This window comes from Thermogutta terrifontis, assembly GCF_002277955.1.
Lineage (GTDB): Bacteria > Planctomycetota > Planctomycetia > Pirellulales > Thermoguttaceae > Thermogutta > Thermogutta terrifontis.
In genome coordinates this window covers 2391292-2407456 of record NZ_CP018477.1, presented here as the reverse complement: position 1 = coordinate 2407456, position 16165 = coordinate 2391292, and the positions used below count along the sequence as shown (strand labels likewise).

Here is a 16165-nt window from a genome sequence, read left to right as displayed (position 1 = left end):
GCACACCTTTAAAGGGCCACCCACAGACTACATTTCTGTGTGCTGAGCCACGTTTGAAAGTCTCACTGGAATGGAGTATCATCTGCAATGACTCTTTTTTTTCGATGTGCACGGAACTGGTTTGTTTTACGATCGCCTAGGGAGCACTGACATGTCCATCTCACAACTGCGCGACAACACACCCATCAAACGGCGGCACTTTCTCAGTTTTGGAGTTTCACTCACGGTGGGAACGGCAACCCTCTTTCATCGGCCCGGACGCGTTTTCGCCGCGGCCGTGGAGGCGGTGCAGGAAAAACCACCCCTCTGGCCTGTCACCTGCCGCGATGCCATGTTACGGCGCTCTGGCGCTGCCGATTGCTGGAGCGCGATGACGCTCTACGGCGTCGACGGCGTTGAGTCGGACATCACCGATGAGTGCGTTTTGCCAAATCTGTACGGAGGGGATTCTCCCTTTAGCGTGGGGACACCGGAGGACCGGAGCCGCCTCCGTGCCGCTCTGGAAAAGGCGGGCAAGAGAATCACGGCGTTCTGCATGCACAATCGCTTCGATGAACGCCCTGAATTTGAAGTGGAATGGTGTACCCGTGTGGCCGAAGCGGCCCAGGACCTGGGGGTCCCGGCCATTCGGATTGACGTAGTTCCGCGGAAAATACCCCGTGAAGAATTTCTGACCTTTGCTGTTGAAATACTTCGCAAGGTGATGGCAGCCACCGAGAAGACGGGAATTCGTTTTGCCATTGAGAATCACGGGAACACCACCAACAATCCTGAGTTTCTCGATGCCCTTCTCAGCCAGGTTGGTTCGCCGCGACTGGGACTGACGCTCGATACAGGCAATTTCTACTGGTATGGCCATCCGCTCAGCCGCCTCTATGAAATCTATGAGCACTTCGCGCCCCGTGTCTTTCACACTCATTGCAAAAGCATCAATTACCCTGCCGAAGAACGGGAGAAACAGCGTCCAATGGGCTGGGAGTATTCCAAGTACCATTGCCCGATTTACCAGGGAGACATCGACTTCGGAAAGGTCCTGGCCATTCTGAAAAAGGCCAATTACAGCAACGATCTCTGCATCGAGAACGAAATGCTGGGACGGCTTACGGCGGAAGAGGCCATCAAGACGGTCTCCCAGGAGGTGACCTTCCTGCGGAAAAAGCAGGCGGAACTCGCTTGACGGTATCAGTGTGCCCTTCTGTCCCTGCCGGGTGTAACGAGTGCTCGGCTTAAGGGCATAGAAGATGACAAGGGCGTGTTTTCTCAGTAGTCTAAAGGACCTGTGCTGGCATACCCTTCAGGAGGTGCCTCAGCGGCCAGACATTCTCGGAGGAGGCCTGTAGCCCCTCTCGGTGCCGTAACAGGCGGAAAAGCCGGCAAATTTTGCAAAGTGCGCCCAGATTTAGCCCGATATCAAGTAAGGGCTAGTGTGGGCCTTATTGTGTAATCGCATTCGGCTTAATGTAACCCGCTGGCAGGTCTCTGCGCTTGCAAATGCTGCAAATCGGTCAAGAATTCACAGCTGAAAAGGCCCTTTCATCCACAGGCAGCCCGCTATCCCACGAAGCGGGTTTGCGCAAAAATGGTAGCCATTTGGATGGCAATCTCGGCCCGGAGAATAACGATCGGATGGCCCTGTGGCGAATTGACGAGGAACTGGCGACTGCCGAATTCAAGCTCGCCACACTGGGCAATCTGATTTATCGAACGCCAACGACGCAGGTGCTACGAATTGACGGCCCCCACGCCAAACTTGATGGCGCAGCCCTGCGGAAGGAGGCTCCTTCTTCGCCCGAGCCGGGAAAGAACGTCGAAGGAATTGATCACCGGTGGACTGTGTTTCTTCTTGGACTTGGCAGCGCGGTTTGCGGTGGGACGGTTGTCGGATGGGGAATCACCCTGTCCGAATCGAATCTCATTTACTGGGGTATTCCCATCTTGTTTGTAGGCATGGCGCTCATCGTCGCAGGCTTGGTTTTTGTACCGGCTAAAAGACCTGCCGCAGAGGCAGGTTCCGGCCATTATGATCCCCCGCGGGAAATAGTCTCCGTCCAGCTTGCTGGGGAAAGTAGCGGGGAATAGTTTTCCTGTCCGACGCAACTACTATTTCTCGCCGGGCCAAATGCCGACGTCCTGATTTTGGGGAGGATTGCTCGTCCTTCTCAGGCTCACCCTGCATCGGATGAACCGTGCTTTCTCCGCGGAACTTTCTCGCAGGGCGGTAACGCACGGTCGTGAAATGGCGGTTTTCCCATTCAGTCCACCGCCGGAAACAAGCTCACCAACGGTGCCACGGATGACGCCGTTCGCGCCTGCCGGAAGAACTCCCTGGCCTCGGCCACTCGATCGTCACAATAAAGATGGACGGCTAACAGGAAGAGAAGTTCCGGATGTGCAGGGTTTTGTTGAAGGGCCTCTGCCAGCTCGGCACGATGATGCTTTGCATCAAGGTCCCGCTCTCCGTAGAGCATTGCCACCTGAAAACCACGTGTCGGCCACTCTCCATCCAGTGACAGCCCCTTTTGGAATGCCTCGAAGGCCATCGAATACTGCCGCGTTGCAATTAGGGCAAAAGCCTGACGGAAGTACGTGTCTGCCACGTCTGGAGCAGCCTTTTCCGCCTCCCGGTACTGAAAGTAAGCCGCTCGATACTGTCCTTCCCGAAACAGTTTATCTCCAAACCCGATGAATCGCTGAGCCAGCTGATGTTGCCGGGGGTTTGTGGCACGAACAAAGGACGGGGTAGGAGGCCGCTCAGATTGTTGGCGCTGCCCAAGGTCTTGAAGACCAGAATTGGGGGTCACCACCTCGCTGTATCGCTCGTTAAAACCTGGCAGGTCCGGTGATTCGCCCAGCGGACCATTCAGCATCGGCCTCGGCACGGCCGAACGCACGACGCCCAGATCCCGCAGAATGGGAGCCGCGGGGTCATAATAGATGACCGGTGGTACTACAAAAACGGGTGGACAGAAAGCACAAGGAAGGCATGCACAATCACACCACGGAGCCGGTACATCGCAATGGCTGCACACAGGTGGATTGGCCCAATAGAAAACACCGCTGTAACATCCAGACGGATGGGGTCCGTACGACAACACGATCAGCGACTGGGCTGATCCAACCGATGCCAAGGAGCGCTGTCCACCGACCCCTGGGAATGCATGCCTGCTTTGGCACCGGGGAGGAACGTGATCGCCTTCCACGGTCGTCCTTGGCAAACGACGGTCCATCCCTGGACGAGTTGGGTGCCAATTGTCGGCCGCATGAAGAGGTATCGCCACCCAACCGAGAATCGCGACGAACACACTGAGTTGGATAATCTCAGGACGCGCAGACATTCCAGGAAGTCTCCTTCATTGCGGCGGCAAGCGTCTGCGCAGCCTCATCTCCGGTGTTTTTGCCGCCTTTTTGTGTGCCCGGTTTATTATATGAGCCCGCAGGATGCCGACCAAGCCCGCAGCTTCCAAGGTCTAACAAATGGGCAGCCGAAGATCAGCCAAAATGAGAAGGCTGCGGAAGAGATGTGGGTTCCTCGCTCATGTCCTGGTTAGCGAACAGGTTCAAGGAGGTGGTAGGAGAAGCCTCGTTTTCCGAGTGTGATTCGCGAGAAAGGGCGTCCTCGGAGCTCTGTTTATTCTCCAATGTTTTGACCCTTTCCAACAACGCATTAAACTCTTCGGCAAAATCTTGCCAAAAGTCGTTTTGGCGGAAGCGAATGGGTTCGACAGACTCGCCTTTTGCCAGAGCCCGAAGCGAACGCCGAAGCCGAATAAGCGGACCGGCAAAGCGATTGCTGACGCGAATAACATCGACAACCACCACCGGCAGAATGATCAACGAAGCGACGAGCGCAGGCCCCAAATAGACGCTCAACTCCTGGATGTGCCAGGTAAAAGGTCGCGCCGGCCCCGTGATGATCCGGTAACAAACCACCATAAACGTGACTGTTAGAAGGCACATCAGCCAGTAGAGGCAGACGCGCCAGACGAGCTGTCCTTGAACCTGTGGATCGACGAAAAGCTTTTTTCGAATATTTTTCATAGCGGGGGGCATGTTGGGCGGCCTCGATTGGCTATCGTTTCACTCACTCTCTCCGGGACGTCCGCGTTTACCCAGGCTAGTGATGTCTCTCAAAAAACGCACTTCATCCACCTTCTGTTACAAGTCTAGCGTGTAAGTTGTATGCCGGCGCCATGGATGGGGAATCCGGCACAAAACTGTAGATTTAGGGATCATCACCCTCCCCGGATGGCCGTTCATCGCTGGTGCGATCGTTAAAATCCCGCGCACCGTCGGCTTAGAGAACCAGCGCAGTCCTGTCGCAAGGTTCCGACGGCTTATAATTCTTCATGAGTCCCACCCGTATTCAGATACTAGTTTTGCAACTTCGTGCTGACTAAAATCCTTCGTTCCGGGAGAGAAGACTTACCCCATGGTAGGTTCGCTTGCAGCAACACTTCCGATTCCCTCCAGCGTATGGATTGCCCGCTGGAAACCGCTCCTCCAAAAAATTTCCGCCCTGGAACCGGAACTCCAGAAACTTTCGGATTCTGATATTCGCAAGAGAAGTCTCGCCCTGCGGTATCGGGCACGGAGTGGCGAACCGCTATCGCGACTCCTGGTGGAAGCGTATGCCCTGGTAAGAGAAGCCGGGCGGCGAAAACTCAATATGCGGCATTTCGACGTGCAAATCCTCGGTGGCATCGCGATGTTTCACCACGCCATCGTGGAGATGCAGACCGGAGAGGGAAAGACGCTCACGGCAACACTTCCAATGTACCTCTACGCCCTGGCGGGGCGCGGGTGTCACCTGGCCACGGTTAATGATTATTTGGCCAAACGTGACGCCGAATGGATGGGCCCCATTTATGAATTGCTCGGCCTAACGGTCGGCGTGATCCAAACACAGATGTCCCAAAACGAAAGGCGCAAGGCCTACGCCGCCGACGTGACCTACGGAACCGCCAAAGAGTTCGGCTTCGACTTTCTCCGCGATCGACTTCTTTTACGACGCATCCGTGAGGGTCAAACAGACGTCATTGGGGCAATGCTCGGCGACAACGGAACGGAATCCGGCGAAAAGCCGGTTCAGCGCGAACCATTTTTCGCCCTTGTGGACGAGGCCGACAGCATTCTCATTGACGAGGCCCGCACGCCGCTCATCATCAGTGCCCTCCCCACCGAGGAGGAGAAGCTGGCCGTTGAGTGTTACAAGTGGGCTGCCAAAGTGGCTGACCAGTTCATCGAGGACGTGGATTACGAGTACGATCACGAGAAAAAAACAGTGGAGCTGACCCGGGAAGGGCGGCGGAAGGCGCGAGCACTCCCGAAGCCCGAAGTCATGGCGTCGGTGGGAATGTTTCATATCTACGAATACATAGAACGGGCCATCAAGGTCGCACGGGATTTCATTCGCGACCGCGAATATGTGGTAAAAGATGGCGAGATCGTGATCGTGGACGAATTTACGGGTCGCCTCGCCGAGGGACGAAAGTGGCGGGACGGTATTCACCAGGCAGTGGAGGCCAAAGAGGGGGTGGAGGTAACAGTCGCGACGGGGCAGGCAGCGCGGATTACCATTCAGGACTTTTTCCTCCGTTACCGACATTTGGCAGGAATGACGGGGACTGCCCGAGACTCGGCGTGGGAACTCCGCAAGATCTACAAGTGTCCGGTGATCGTGATTCCCACCAATCGCCCCGTCATTCGCAAGCGGCTACCGGATCTTGTCTTCGGGACTCAGGAGGCGAAATGGCAGGCCGTGGTCGACGAAATCTGCGAAATGCACGCACAGGGGCGCCCGGTGCTGGTGGGAACTCGCTCGATTGACAAATCTGAATATCTGTCCCGTTTGCTTACAGAGAGGGGTATCGAACATCAGGTTCTTAATGCCCACCACATTGAAGAGGAGGCCAAAATTGTGGCTCAGGCGGGACAGAAGGGGCGGGTCACGGTCTCTACAAACATGGCAGGACGCGGCACCGATATCCGTCTTGGTCCCGGTGTTGCGGAACTCGGCGGTCTCCATGTCATTTGCACGGAGATGCACGATGCCGCCCGCATCGATTGGCAACTCCGCGGTCGCTGCGGCCGACAGGGAGATCCCGGCACGTTCCGACAGTTCCTCGCGCTCGACGATGAACTGCTGCTCAAGGCGTTCGGCGCGAAAAAGGCCAAAAAATATGCAGAAATCGGCAAGAGCCGGCCGGGACTATTCAACGAATATGCCCCGATTTTCCGCAAAGCCCAGAAAATTATCGAGCGGCGACACTTCCGCGAGCGGCGTGCCCTCATGCATTTCGAGCGGGAACGCAAAAAGATGCAGCGACAGATGGGCCAGGATCCCTACCTGGACACACCCGGCTGAAAAAGAGCTACCCTGATTGCGTACTTCCGGATGACTGCTTGCCCCGCGACGCGCGCGATGGCGCGTCATCCACATTTACGGGCCCACCGGCACAGCGATCATATCAACGCTCAGCGATCGGTCTTTCCAACCGACGCCGTGCACGGTCACTTTCGAGGCCGCCGGTGGGCGATCGGGCGCAAAGAACTTCGGCCGGATTGCATCGATGGCGGAACTCGCGTCCTTGTCCGTGACAAAGTAGGTTGCTTTCGCGAGGTGCCGCCAGTCACTTCCCTGGGCCCCAAGAAGGTCGCCCAGTTGCTTGAAAATGTTAGCCGCCTGGGCATCCGCTGGCCCCGCTTCCCGGGAAACGAGACCGGGCAGAAAAACCAGGCGATCCGTTTGGACAAGCACGACGCGAGTAAAAGTTGGCGAGGGCTTCACTCCAGGAGGATTGTAAAACCGCAATGGAGCAGATCCCTCTACGGCTTTTTCGGGCAGCCGTGCTACCATTTCGATCTCCACCGGAGCGGATGCGATCCACTCCGTATAAACCACCGGCGGAATGGCTTTTCCCGAGAATGCCTTCTCGATCTCATGAAAAACTTGGGCAGCCTCGGTCGCTGGCTGGACGAACACCCGAAGCTGAAGTATGTCGCCTGCCGAAAGTTGCAGTGCCTGGGCAGTTTCCAATAAGCCGCGGAGAGCATTTGCCGCCGCCTGGGGCAGGGGACTTTTATCCGGTTGCCCGCTGAAGAAGACAAGTCCTCCCGCCGGAGTGACGGCCGCATCAGTGCGATTCAGGCCATCTGGACTCTCGGCTTCCCAGCGGTTAACCGCATCGACGTCTTCTCCAGGCACAGCGACCGCGTCTAGCCCAATTTTGACGCCCTTGAGCGGTAGCGGGCTTACAACATACGTCACTGCTGGCTCAAGCCCCGGGCGAAATACTTTAGCAAGAAATTGAAACGCCGTGGCCAGCGTTTCTTCTGTCGTTGCAACGACATTGAGCCGAACTATCCGATCGACGTTACAATGAGCTTTCGTCAAAACAGAAGTCAATCGCTGCCAGGCGCCAACCATTTGTGATTGATCATCTCCGTCCGGCGGGCCAAAAACCTGCCGCGTGAATACCAGGGGGCAACCCTCGGTGCGGGTCACCGACCACGCGGGCCCCGCTTCCGAGATGCGGATATGTTCGAGGATGCGATGTTCGGAAAGCAGCGCACTCGTTGATGCACTCGCCGCCGACGGTGTGCTTTCCGAACTTTCCGCTTTTGCTACTCCGGCCTCTTTTCCTGGTGGTGCCGAACGGGAACAGCCTGCCAGCGTCGCAATGGCCACCAGATAGGCCACCCACCCGACCGGTTGTATCGCTTTGGTGAGCTGTCTCATCGAATATCACCTACGACATCCAGAATATGTTGTCGAAATATTTCCTGCACGACACTATATTCCAACGGTCGCTGAAATTGCCTGTTAAATCTGTTCCGGGATTTCGTAGCCTTTTCGTTTGGGACAATCCAAATACTGGTTTGCTTCGTCGTCGCCAGGAAAGATCTCTTTTTCCGGATCCCATTTCAGACGACGGCCCAGCCATCTGGCAATATTCCCCAGATGGCACAGTGTGGCAATTCGATGGGCCACTTCCACATTGGCGATCGGATCTTTACGAGTCTTGACGCATTCAAAGAAATTCTCCATATGGTTGTTGCTTTCATAGACCCGAACCGCGTTCGACGGCAGAGGATCTTTATCCAGGTCTGGAGGATCACATTCATATCCCCCCCGGAAGATGGTGATTTTTCCCTTATCGCCGATGAATGTTCCACCCCCGCCCAGCCGCTCGTCTGTGCCTTCCAACTTCAAAATGACATCGTTGGGGAACCGATAGTGAATGATACTCTGACTCATCAGAGTATCGCCACGTTTTCGATCTTCAGGCTTTGTATAAACAAGTTTTTCAAGTTTTTGGGGTGGTTCAACCCAAATCTCAACGGGTCCGGAATGATCCATTCCCAATCCCCAGAGAACCATGCTCAGGCCGTGGCATCCCCAGTTGACTAGTTCGCCGCCAGAATACGGGCGCAGAGACATCCATCCTGGTCCCACGGCCGCCTTTTCTGCTGCCTCCGCGGGATAGTTTTCACGATTGTAGGGGATTCGCGAGAGGTAGATATTGATATTGAAGGGGATGAGTTCGTTTTGGCCACACCAGTGATCCCAATCCAGGTCGGGGGGAACGTCTTCCGCAGGAAACTGGGCGTCCCACGGGCTCGGATAGTTATAACCAATGACCGTGTGAACCTTTCCGATCCGCCCATTGAGAATAAGCTCCACCGCATGGCGTGTCTTAGGATCAGACCGCTGCTGTTCCCCCACCTGGAAGACCCGCTTGTATTTCCGCACGGCCTGAACCATTGCCTGGCCTTCACGAATCGTATGGCTCAGTGGTTGTTCACCGTAAATATCTTTCCCGGCCTGGCAGGCGTGAATGCAGGGAAGAAAATGGGAATGCTCGGGCGTGGCATAGAAAACCACTTCCACTTGCTTTAATTCCAGCAGTTTTCGATAGTCCTGAAACGCCGGGCATTTGTATTTTTCGCCCCACTGATGAGCTCTTTTTAAATTGACATCTGCCACCGCAACGATTGTTGCTTCCTTGGGGGGCTTTCCCTGGCCTCCCTTTCCGATGACAAGCTGTCCGTTGCGTCGGCCACATCCAATGATGCCCACACCGATCCGCTCGTTCGCCCCCTGGGCGGAGCTGGGGATAACCTCTGGAACGGGGACTTCACTCTTCTTGGGACAGCCACCCACCATCCCCAAAACAAGCCCTGACCCAACAACGAAGGCAGACTTTTTAAGCAATTGACGGCGCGAAAGTTTCGACATACTAACTCCTTTTGTCCTGTTATACTTTTACCTGCTGAACCTCGGGAATACTCTCTGATGTTGTTTCCAACGGATTACGCCTGCCTCATCGCCAAATAGACCTTACGGATAGCTTTCACAATGTCTTTCAAGTCGTCTTCCGTAAAATTCGGGTCGATAATCACGCCACCGAAACGATTGATAATATCAATCGTCTTGGGGCAGCACTCTGCACCGTAGCGAAGCTCCCCCGCTCGCTTGGTCCTGAAAGACGGCCACTCACGGTGAACAGTCGCCTTAGCCTCGATGCGACGGTCGGTCGGTAGGATGACAGAACCCACTGGACCCACCGCGGCAATACCTTCCGCACGCAACGCCCGGAGGAATCGGTCCCGATTCTGGCGATTCCCCAAATCGATATAGACGGCGTATCCAATATCCCCCTCGATGTCGGGCGACTTGCGGAGCTTGATTCCCGGAAGGTCCGCGATGTTCTCGCGAACAAAGCGGGCATTCTGTCTCAGTCGAGAGCAAATTGTTTCCAGTTTTTCGAGTTGGGCCTTGAGCACCGCTCCTGTAAACTCACTCATTCGGAAGTTACAGGACGCATACGGTGCGACGATTCCTCCCTTCAACATTTCCTGGTAGGGGGATCGAAGGGACCCCACGTCGTGGAAACGAAGTGATCGCTCGAAGAGCACCACGTCATTGGTGACAACAGCCCCTCCTTCTCCGGACGTGATCGTTTTGCTCAACTGGAAGCTATTGATGCCGATATCTCCGAGCGTCCCGACATATCGGCCTTTATATTTACCACCCACACATTGTGCAAAATCCTCCAGCACCCGCAGGCCATATTTTTTCGCGATATCCATAATCGGCTCGAGATCTGCTGGTGTTCCCTGCAGGTGACATACGATGATTGCCTTGGTTTGGGGCGTGATCTTGGATTCAATATCCGTGGGGTCAATATTGAACGACTCGTCCACTTCCGCAAATACCGGCAACCCACCCGCGAGAACAATCGCGTCATAGTCAGCGTACCACGTCCAAGCCGGGAGAATTACCTCATCGCCCGGTCCCACTTCCAGCGCTGCCATAGCCGTTACCAGCGCTGTGGTACCAGAAGTAACTCCCAGAGCGTATTTCACCCCCAAGTGTGCCGCGTAAGCCTTCTCGAACTGGAGCACTTTTGATTTTTCGTGCCACCAGCGGAACGGTTGCCGGGACTCCAAAACTTCAATCAATTCCTGTTTTTCGCGATCGTCATAGAATTGCGGGCCGTACGGTCTGGCAGATAAAAGCGACTTTCTAACGGGCTCCCCTCCCTCGATCGCCAGCCGTTCAGAAGAAGGTTGAGTGGCTTCTCCTCCTGCCAACCTCGAACTTACCGCTGCCCCGCCGAGAATACCCAATGTCATCAAGAAATCCCGCCGATTTGTGTTTTGAAAGAACATGGCAGGTCCTCCATTTAGTAAGATGCACCGATAGGCGGTTAATGGCAAAAGGCGGATCGATCACCCTCCCGGAAATTGCCAGGTGTATTGATTGCATGCCTCTTCGTTTTCTAAGCGGCATAATACTTTGCCACCTTGCGTATCGCAGCACCAACCTGGCGAATATAATCCTCTTCCATAAACTCTGTAATTGGCAAACGGACACAGGTGGCTAAAATGGCTTCTGCCTCGGGGCAACGATGCTGGGTGTAATCCATCTTTGTCAGCCCCATTTCTTTAACCGGCCAGTGCCCCGCGAAAAAGGCATGCTTCTGGAAGACCGGTTCTCCATATAACGGCTTACCGATGTAACCGCCGTTGGCGGGCACGCCCTCTGCCTGGAGTGCCCGAACAAACTGTGACCGATTGCAGCGTAATTCGTCCAGTTTCAATCGAAACATGTAAAACCAGTAAACCGCTCTATCTTGTGGATGAACTTGGTGTGGTATGATGCCGGGACAGCCGCTGATAATCTCTGTCAGCAGATTTCCCAGGCGCGATCTTTTCTGTGCGATTGCTTCCAGACGTGTGAGTTGTGCGGCAGCGACCGCTGCCTGCGGTTCACTCATCCGATAATTCGTGGCGAACACCTCCAGCCCCAACCCGCGGGTTCGATCATACCCCTTGTCACCAAAACGCTGAATATTCGGACCGTATTGGTCGCTGTTGGTGCCTACCACTCCGCCATCACCGCACGTGACGTGTTTACTATTCTGAAGAGAGAAGCAGGCAAAATCCCCAATCGTGCCGATCGGTTTACCACGATACTTGGCTCCCCAAGCCTGGCAGCAATCCTCAATGAGCACCAATTTGTGGCGGTCCGCGATTTGGCGAAGAGCCTCCATGTCACAGGGATTCCCCATCAGATGCACCGCGATGATTGCCCGAGTTCGCGGCGTGATTCGCCTTTCCACGTCCGCCGGATCGAGGTTAAAGGTCGCGGGACCGAGGTCCGCAAACACCGGTACGGCTTGCTGATAGATAACGCCGATGACGGTACCGATATCGGTGACCGGAGACGTTATGACCTCATCTCCCAATCCGATCCCCGCTGACGCGACCGCAATATGTAACGCCGCCGTGCCCGAGGAGCAGGTCTGCACATACTTCACCGGGCAAACTTCTTGGAAGCGTTTTTTGAGGAGTGCGGTTTGGGGCCCGCCCCAGTAAAACAACGTTGATTGGTTGAGCATTTCCTGCAGTTGCCGGAGTTCGGGCTCTCCCCAGCGTTCGCCGCTTCCAGCCTCAGCGGTGACGGCCTTCGGCCCCCCGTCGATCGCCAACTTGAAGCTTTCCTCGGCAGTGGCCGGATTAAAAATCCCGTTACTTAAGAACATGCCCAGCGCAACCGCCGAGGAACCCTGACGAACAAAATCACGGCGGTTCAAACGGTTTTTGGGTTGGCGGTGAGACATCCCACATTCCTCCAGAACCGAAAAATCAGAGATTGACCCGCCTGAAGACTTCGCAGGCTTTGCACGGGATCGCCTCCCGGGATGGCGCGACTCAATTTAAGACGCCCCATTCAGCCTGTCAACAGTACCCCAGGAAAATTTTTGCCCCCTCTATGCGGATCGCCTTGCAATAAGGAGTCAAACATGCTCCTCTATTACCCAGAGTGCCAATCCAATCCCAAATCGAGCCAAACTGCCTTGTGCGTTAGCGCGCCCACACTGATTCGCTCGATACCTGTTTCCGCCACCATGCGGACATTGGACAGATCGATGCCGCCAGACGCTTCCAACTCCACTTCAGGCGCTACGCTATTGCGGAGTGCAACGGCCTCTCGAAGCATCGCCGGACTCATGTTATCGAGCAGCACGATGTCCGGCCGTTCGGGAAGAACTGCCTCAAGCTGCTGCAGGTCATCCACTTCGATCTCCACCATGACAGGTTTAGCCAACCGAGAGCAGAACTCCCGAGCTAGCGACACCGCCCGCTTGACCGCCAGAACGCGGTCTCCGCGACACGCTTCCGTCAACCAGGCCAAATGATTATCTTTAATAAGCACCGCCGCATTGAGCCCTAAACGATGATTGCGCCCCCCGCCGCATCGTACGGCATATTTTTCGAGCAATCGCCATCCGGGTGTGGTCTTCCTCGTGTCGTAAATCTTCGCCCGAGTGTGTCTCACCTCGTTTACGTACTGTCGAGTGACAGTTGCTATTCCTGACAGTTTCCCCAGAAAATTCAGGATGATTCTCTCTGCGGCGAGGATCGTACGCACCGGACCCGAAATTCTGCCGACGACACTCCCCTTGGTTACAAGGGCTCCATCCTGAAGGAGCGGTTGCCAACTCAACGAGTTTCCCAGCTCTTCAAAGACAATAGGGACCACCGGAAGACCTGCCAGGACTCCATCGGCTCGGCTGACAACTAAGGTCTCTCCACAGGCATCGGCGGAAACGATTGCCAGGGTGGTGATGTCGCCTTCACTTCCCAGGTCTTCGCGAACTGCCATCCGTACGAGTTGGCGGCAATTTTCCTCCAAATCTGGCCCCCAGGTAATCTGTGAGAAATCGTCCATGGCACAGTCCACTCTCTGTCGTTAACTGAAAATTCGATTCCACACGTAAACAGTGGAAGTTCGTGGAGATGGTTGTGTGAGAGTTGATTCAGCCCGCGCTGCACTAGCGGATCACGCGCTGTTTCAACATCTGCAGGGCCGCCAGGCTGAGGATTCCGTAGAAAGTATATTCCACGTCGCGTTGATCATCCCTATGGTGGCCAAAGAATCCCCCAGACGGATTTGCCAGAGAAAGGCAATAGTTTTCCGTCTGATTCCAGTCAAACGGGAGATTCTTCTCGTGAAGATAACTCAGGCTGATAAGGGCCGAACAGGTGCTCAGCAGATCGCTCTCGCCCACATGGGCTGATGCGGCGAATCCGCCGTCCGGTCTTTGAACCGAGGCAAAAAATTGACGGACGCGGTTAAGATCGATGGCCGCCAATCGTTCAAGTTGCGCCAGCGCAACCACAGCAGCGGCAGTCGGATTTGTTCCCGACTTTCGCAAAAATGGCAATTCTACAAAGCCACCATCCGACTGCTGACGTTCCGCGAAAAAACGAGTTAACCTGTCCTGGTCGGGAAGGGGAAGCTCCAACAGGCGGGCTGCAAGGATGGCGAGATATGTATGATAGGTGCTCCCCATCGCACTTTGAGGAGTTTTAGCAAAACCACCATCTTCACGCTGCAATCCGCTCAAGAGCACACGACCGATTTGGCAAAGCGCGGTCCCCACATCTGAGAGATCGTCTTCCACGAAGAGGGTGGCCAATGCATAGAGTGCCACCGCGGAATCGAGATCGACCAGAGTCTTTATCGACCGGTCGTCGCGTAGTTCTCTTTTCAAATAGGTCACCAGACGCTCCCACTGCGAGGCGTGAGAACATCCGATCAACGCGAGGAGTCGAGCCGCAAATGCCGAATAGTAAAGACTCGAACTGCCACTGCGGCCGGGAAATCCTCCGTCGTCTTGCTGAAGCCGTCCGAGCCAATCTCGATGAACATCCAGAAAGGAAAATGGTAGCTTTTGGACGGCGGTCAATATTCTTAGCGGAATCCCTGGTAAGTTGAAAAACATTGCTTGCTTGTAGCGCTGAAGTCGATTTTATCCAGGATCCGACGACACTCTCACCGAGGCTGACCATTCCAGGCTATCACACCCTACCTGTCCTGAGCACCGCCTCCGCGAGGTACACAAGAAATTGCCGAACCTCTTCATGAGGAATCGCACTGGCCAATGCCACGGCCCTGTCCCTCTCTTTGCGAAAGATTTTTTCGGCTGCGGCGAAGACTCCCCGACGTTCAAATTCCGACCGTACCGCGTGAACCTTTTCGAGTACTGCGTCCTTGCTCACATCAGGAGGCAACGCCGTCATCATGTCCGCGAATCGCATCCCCAAAAGGTGCCAGCCAAGAGCCCAGAACAACGTCGGCCGTCGGGAAAGCAAATCCGTGCCGAGCAACTTTTTGTTGTCCTCCTCCATCTCCCAATCACTGAGATCGTTCTGGATTTGAAACGCAATGCCAAATGCATGAGCGAACTTGCGAATTTGCGAGACCCACTTGGGCAACGGACCAGCCAGCCGCAGACCAGCCAGGATGGAGACTTCGAATGCCGGTCCCGTCTTCATTGCATAAATGCGAAGGATTTGAGGGACGCGAACCGGCTCCAACGGATTGCGAGCCAGCCAGAGCTCTGCCCCCTGTCCAGAACAGAGTTCCACGTGAGCCTGAGAAAACATTCGCACCAGGTCGGCCGTAAGCTCCGCGGGCGCACCGCTCGATGCGATGGCCGAGTAACCCAGCCCAACCAGGTAATCGCCCACATTCAGGGCTATGGGGATGCCCCATCGCTCATGGAGCGTCGTTCTTCCATAGCGATAGTGGTCGCCGTCCTCGATATCATCGTGGACCAAAGAAGCCTTGTGGAACACTTCTACTGCCAGGGCCACGCGCTGAACGTAATCCGGGATTTCAGGTTGCCCACTTCCCGACAGCCTTGCCAACCTCCCGCCCTCCATGGCATCATACACCCCGAGCGTGATAAACGGACGATAATACTTACCACCCTCTTTGAGGTAGCCGTAGCCGATGTCCTCGGTGACACTCAGAGGGTCTTCAGCGGTATTTCCTGCACTGGTTGTCGCTGGTTGCCGCGGGAGGAGTTCTTCCGCACTGTCCCGAACAATCCGCACGGCGAGTCGCATGAGTGGCAGATAAGACCGGCCAACCAGTGTATGCGGGACGTACGGCGTTTCAATCATTTCCACAATCCAGTCCTCATCCGTGACCGTATCCTGACACCGATCAACCAGCAGCGGGACAGCCATGCAGGGGATACCGGCCATCAAAATACGCTCGAGAGACCGTTCCAAGGAATTTAAACATGCCACTCCCAGCAAGGCATCCGCTTCACCGCTGAGGATCAATCGCAGCACAACGGGTGATCCCTCAGCAATGAGGATTCGATATCCTTTTGCCCGAGCGATTTCCCCGAGCCAGCCCAGGCTGCATCCTCCGCAACCCAGGCACGCCAGGCCTTCTTTGGAATAAGAAGCCGCGCACAGGCTGACATTACGCATGCAGTGAGGGAGGAGCAGGAGCCGTCTCTGAAAAGGGACGTTCATCACCTGGGGTTGCCAAAACGCCGAGCCGATGGCCACCATGGTCCATCCGAGATAGCCTCGTGGCAAATTAAGCCGCTTCAAAAGGTCCTCAGCGGCTTTCTCAAGGCGCGAACGTGTGAGTGGCAGCGACTGATCGAACGTGCCCGCCTCCCTGATTGCTTCACCGCGAATCAGCTCCCGCACCCTCCTATCCCCCGGGACAAGCTTGATTGTTGAGGAGCTCTGGGAAGTTGCTGACTCAATTCGGGCATTTGCCACATCTTCGCGATCTACCATTCGTGCCTCAGTTTACCGGAAATGATTTCGGAGCTGAGCAAGG

General features: G+C 55.4%; 12 protein-coding genes. 3 read left to right on the top strand and 9 right to left on the bottom strand.

What is annotated here, in order from left to right:
- Positions 1–151: 151 nt before the first annotated feature.
- Both THTE_RS08965 and THTE_RS08960 read left to right on the top strand, forming a co-directional pair.
- Positions 152–1177, top strand: coding sequence for a sugar phosphate isomerase/epimerase family protein (locus THTE_RS08965; protein ID WP_095415115.1), 1026 nt, complete (start codon positions 152–154; stop codon positions 1175–1177).
- A 392-nt stretch (positions 1178–1569) separates the two neighbouring features.
- Positions 1570–2079, top strand: a complete 510-nt coding sequence (locus THTE_RS08960; RefSeq protein ID WP_157731973.1) for a hypothetical protein — start codon at positions 1570–1572, stop codon at positions 2077–2079.
- Between the two features lie 173 nt (positions 2080–2252).
- Here the strand turns inward: THTE_RS08960 and THTE_RS08955 are convergent, their stop codons facing one another.
- Both THTE_RS08955 and THTE_RS08950 read right to left on the bottom strand, forming a co-directional pair.
- Positions 2253–3335: a hypothetical protein gene (locus THTE_RS08955; protein ID WP_095415113.1), complete on the bottom strand. Its 1083-nt coding sequence runs from the start codon at positions 3333–3335 to the stop codon at positions 2253–2255.
- Between the two features lie 154 nt (positions 3336–3489).
- Positions 3490–4050, bottom strand: coding sequence for a hypothetical protein (locus THTE_RS08950; RefSeq protein ID WP_157731972.1), 561 nt, complete (start codon positions 4048–4050; stop codon positions 3490–3492).
- Between the two features lie 379 nt (positions 4051–4429).
- Here THTE_RS08950 and THTE_RS08945 point away from each other — a divergent pair, with 379 nt between their 5' ends.
- Positions 4430–6364, top strand: coding sequence for a preprotein translocase subunit SecA (locus tag THTE_RS08945; protein ID WP_095415111.1), 1935 nt, complete (start codon positions 4430–4432; stop codon positions 6362–6364).
- 75 nt (positions 6365–6439) lie between these two features.
- Here THTE_RS08945 and THTE_RS08940 read toward each other — a convergent pair whose 3' ends face one another.
- The 7 genes from THTE_RS08940 to THTE_RS08910 all read right to left on the bottom strand — a co-directional run bounded on the left by THTE_RS08940 (position 6440) and on the right by THTE_RS08910 (position 16122).
- Positions 6440–7738, bottom strand: a complete 1299-nt coding sequence (locus tag THTE_RS08940) for a RidA family protein (protein ID WP_095415110.1) — start codon at positions 7736–7738, stop codon at positions 6440–6442.
- Positions 7739–7822: 84 nt separating this feature from the next.
- A complete protein-coding gene (locus tag THTE_RS08935; protein ID WP_095415109.1) occupies positions 7823–9238 on the bottom strand; it encodes a Gfo/Idh/MocA family protein in 1416 nt (471 codons plus the stop codon).
- Between the two features lie 74 nt (positions 9239–9312).
- Positions 9313–10674 carry a DegT/DnrJ/EryC1/StrS family aminotransferase gene (locus THTE_RS08930; protein ID WP_095415108.1) on the bottom strand — a complete coding sequence of 454 codons (1362 nt, stop codon included), beginning with the start codon at positions 10672–10674 and terminating at the stop codon, positions 9313–9315.
- A gap of 110 nt (positions 10675–10784) precedes the next feature.
- On the bottom strand, positions 10785–12128 hold the full coding sequence (locus THTE_RS08925) for a DegT/DnrJ/EryC1/StrS family aminotransferase (protein WP_207651816.1): 1344 nt from the start codon (positions 12126–12128) through the stop codon (positions 10785–10787).
- 194 nt (positions 12129–12322) lie between these two features.
- Positions 12323–13240, bottom strand: coding sequence for a carboxylating nicotinate-nucleotide diphosphorylase (nadC, locus tag THTE_RS08920; protein ID WP_095415107.1), 918 nt, complete (start codon positions 13238–13240; stop codon positions 12323–12325).
- Positions 13241–13343: 103 nt separating this feature from the next.
- Entirely contained in the window at positions 13344–14261 is a 918-nt protein-coding gene (locus THTE_RS08915; RefSeq protein WP_168175820.1) for a prenyltransferase/squalene oxidase repeat-containing protein, read from the bottom strand.
- A 112-nt stretch (positions 14262–14373) separates the two neighbouring features.
- Entirely contained in the window at positions 14374–16122 is a 1749-nt protein-coding gene (locus THTE_RS08910) for a polyprenyl synthetase family protein (protein WP_095415105.1), read from the bottom strand.
- Between the last annotated feature and the right edge of the window lie 43 nt (positions 16123–16165).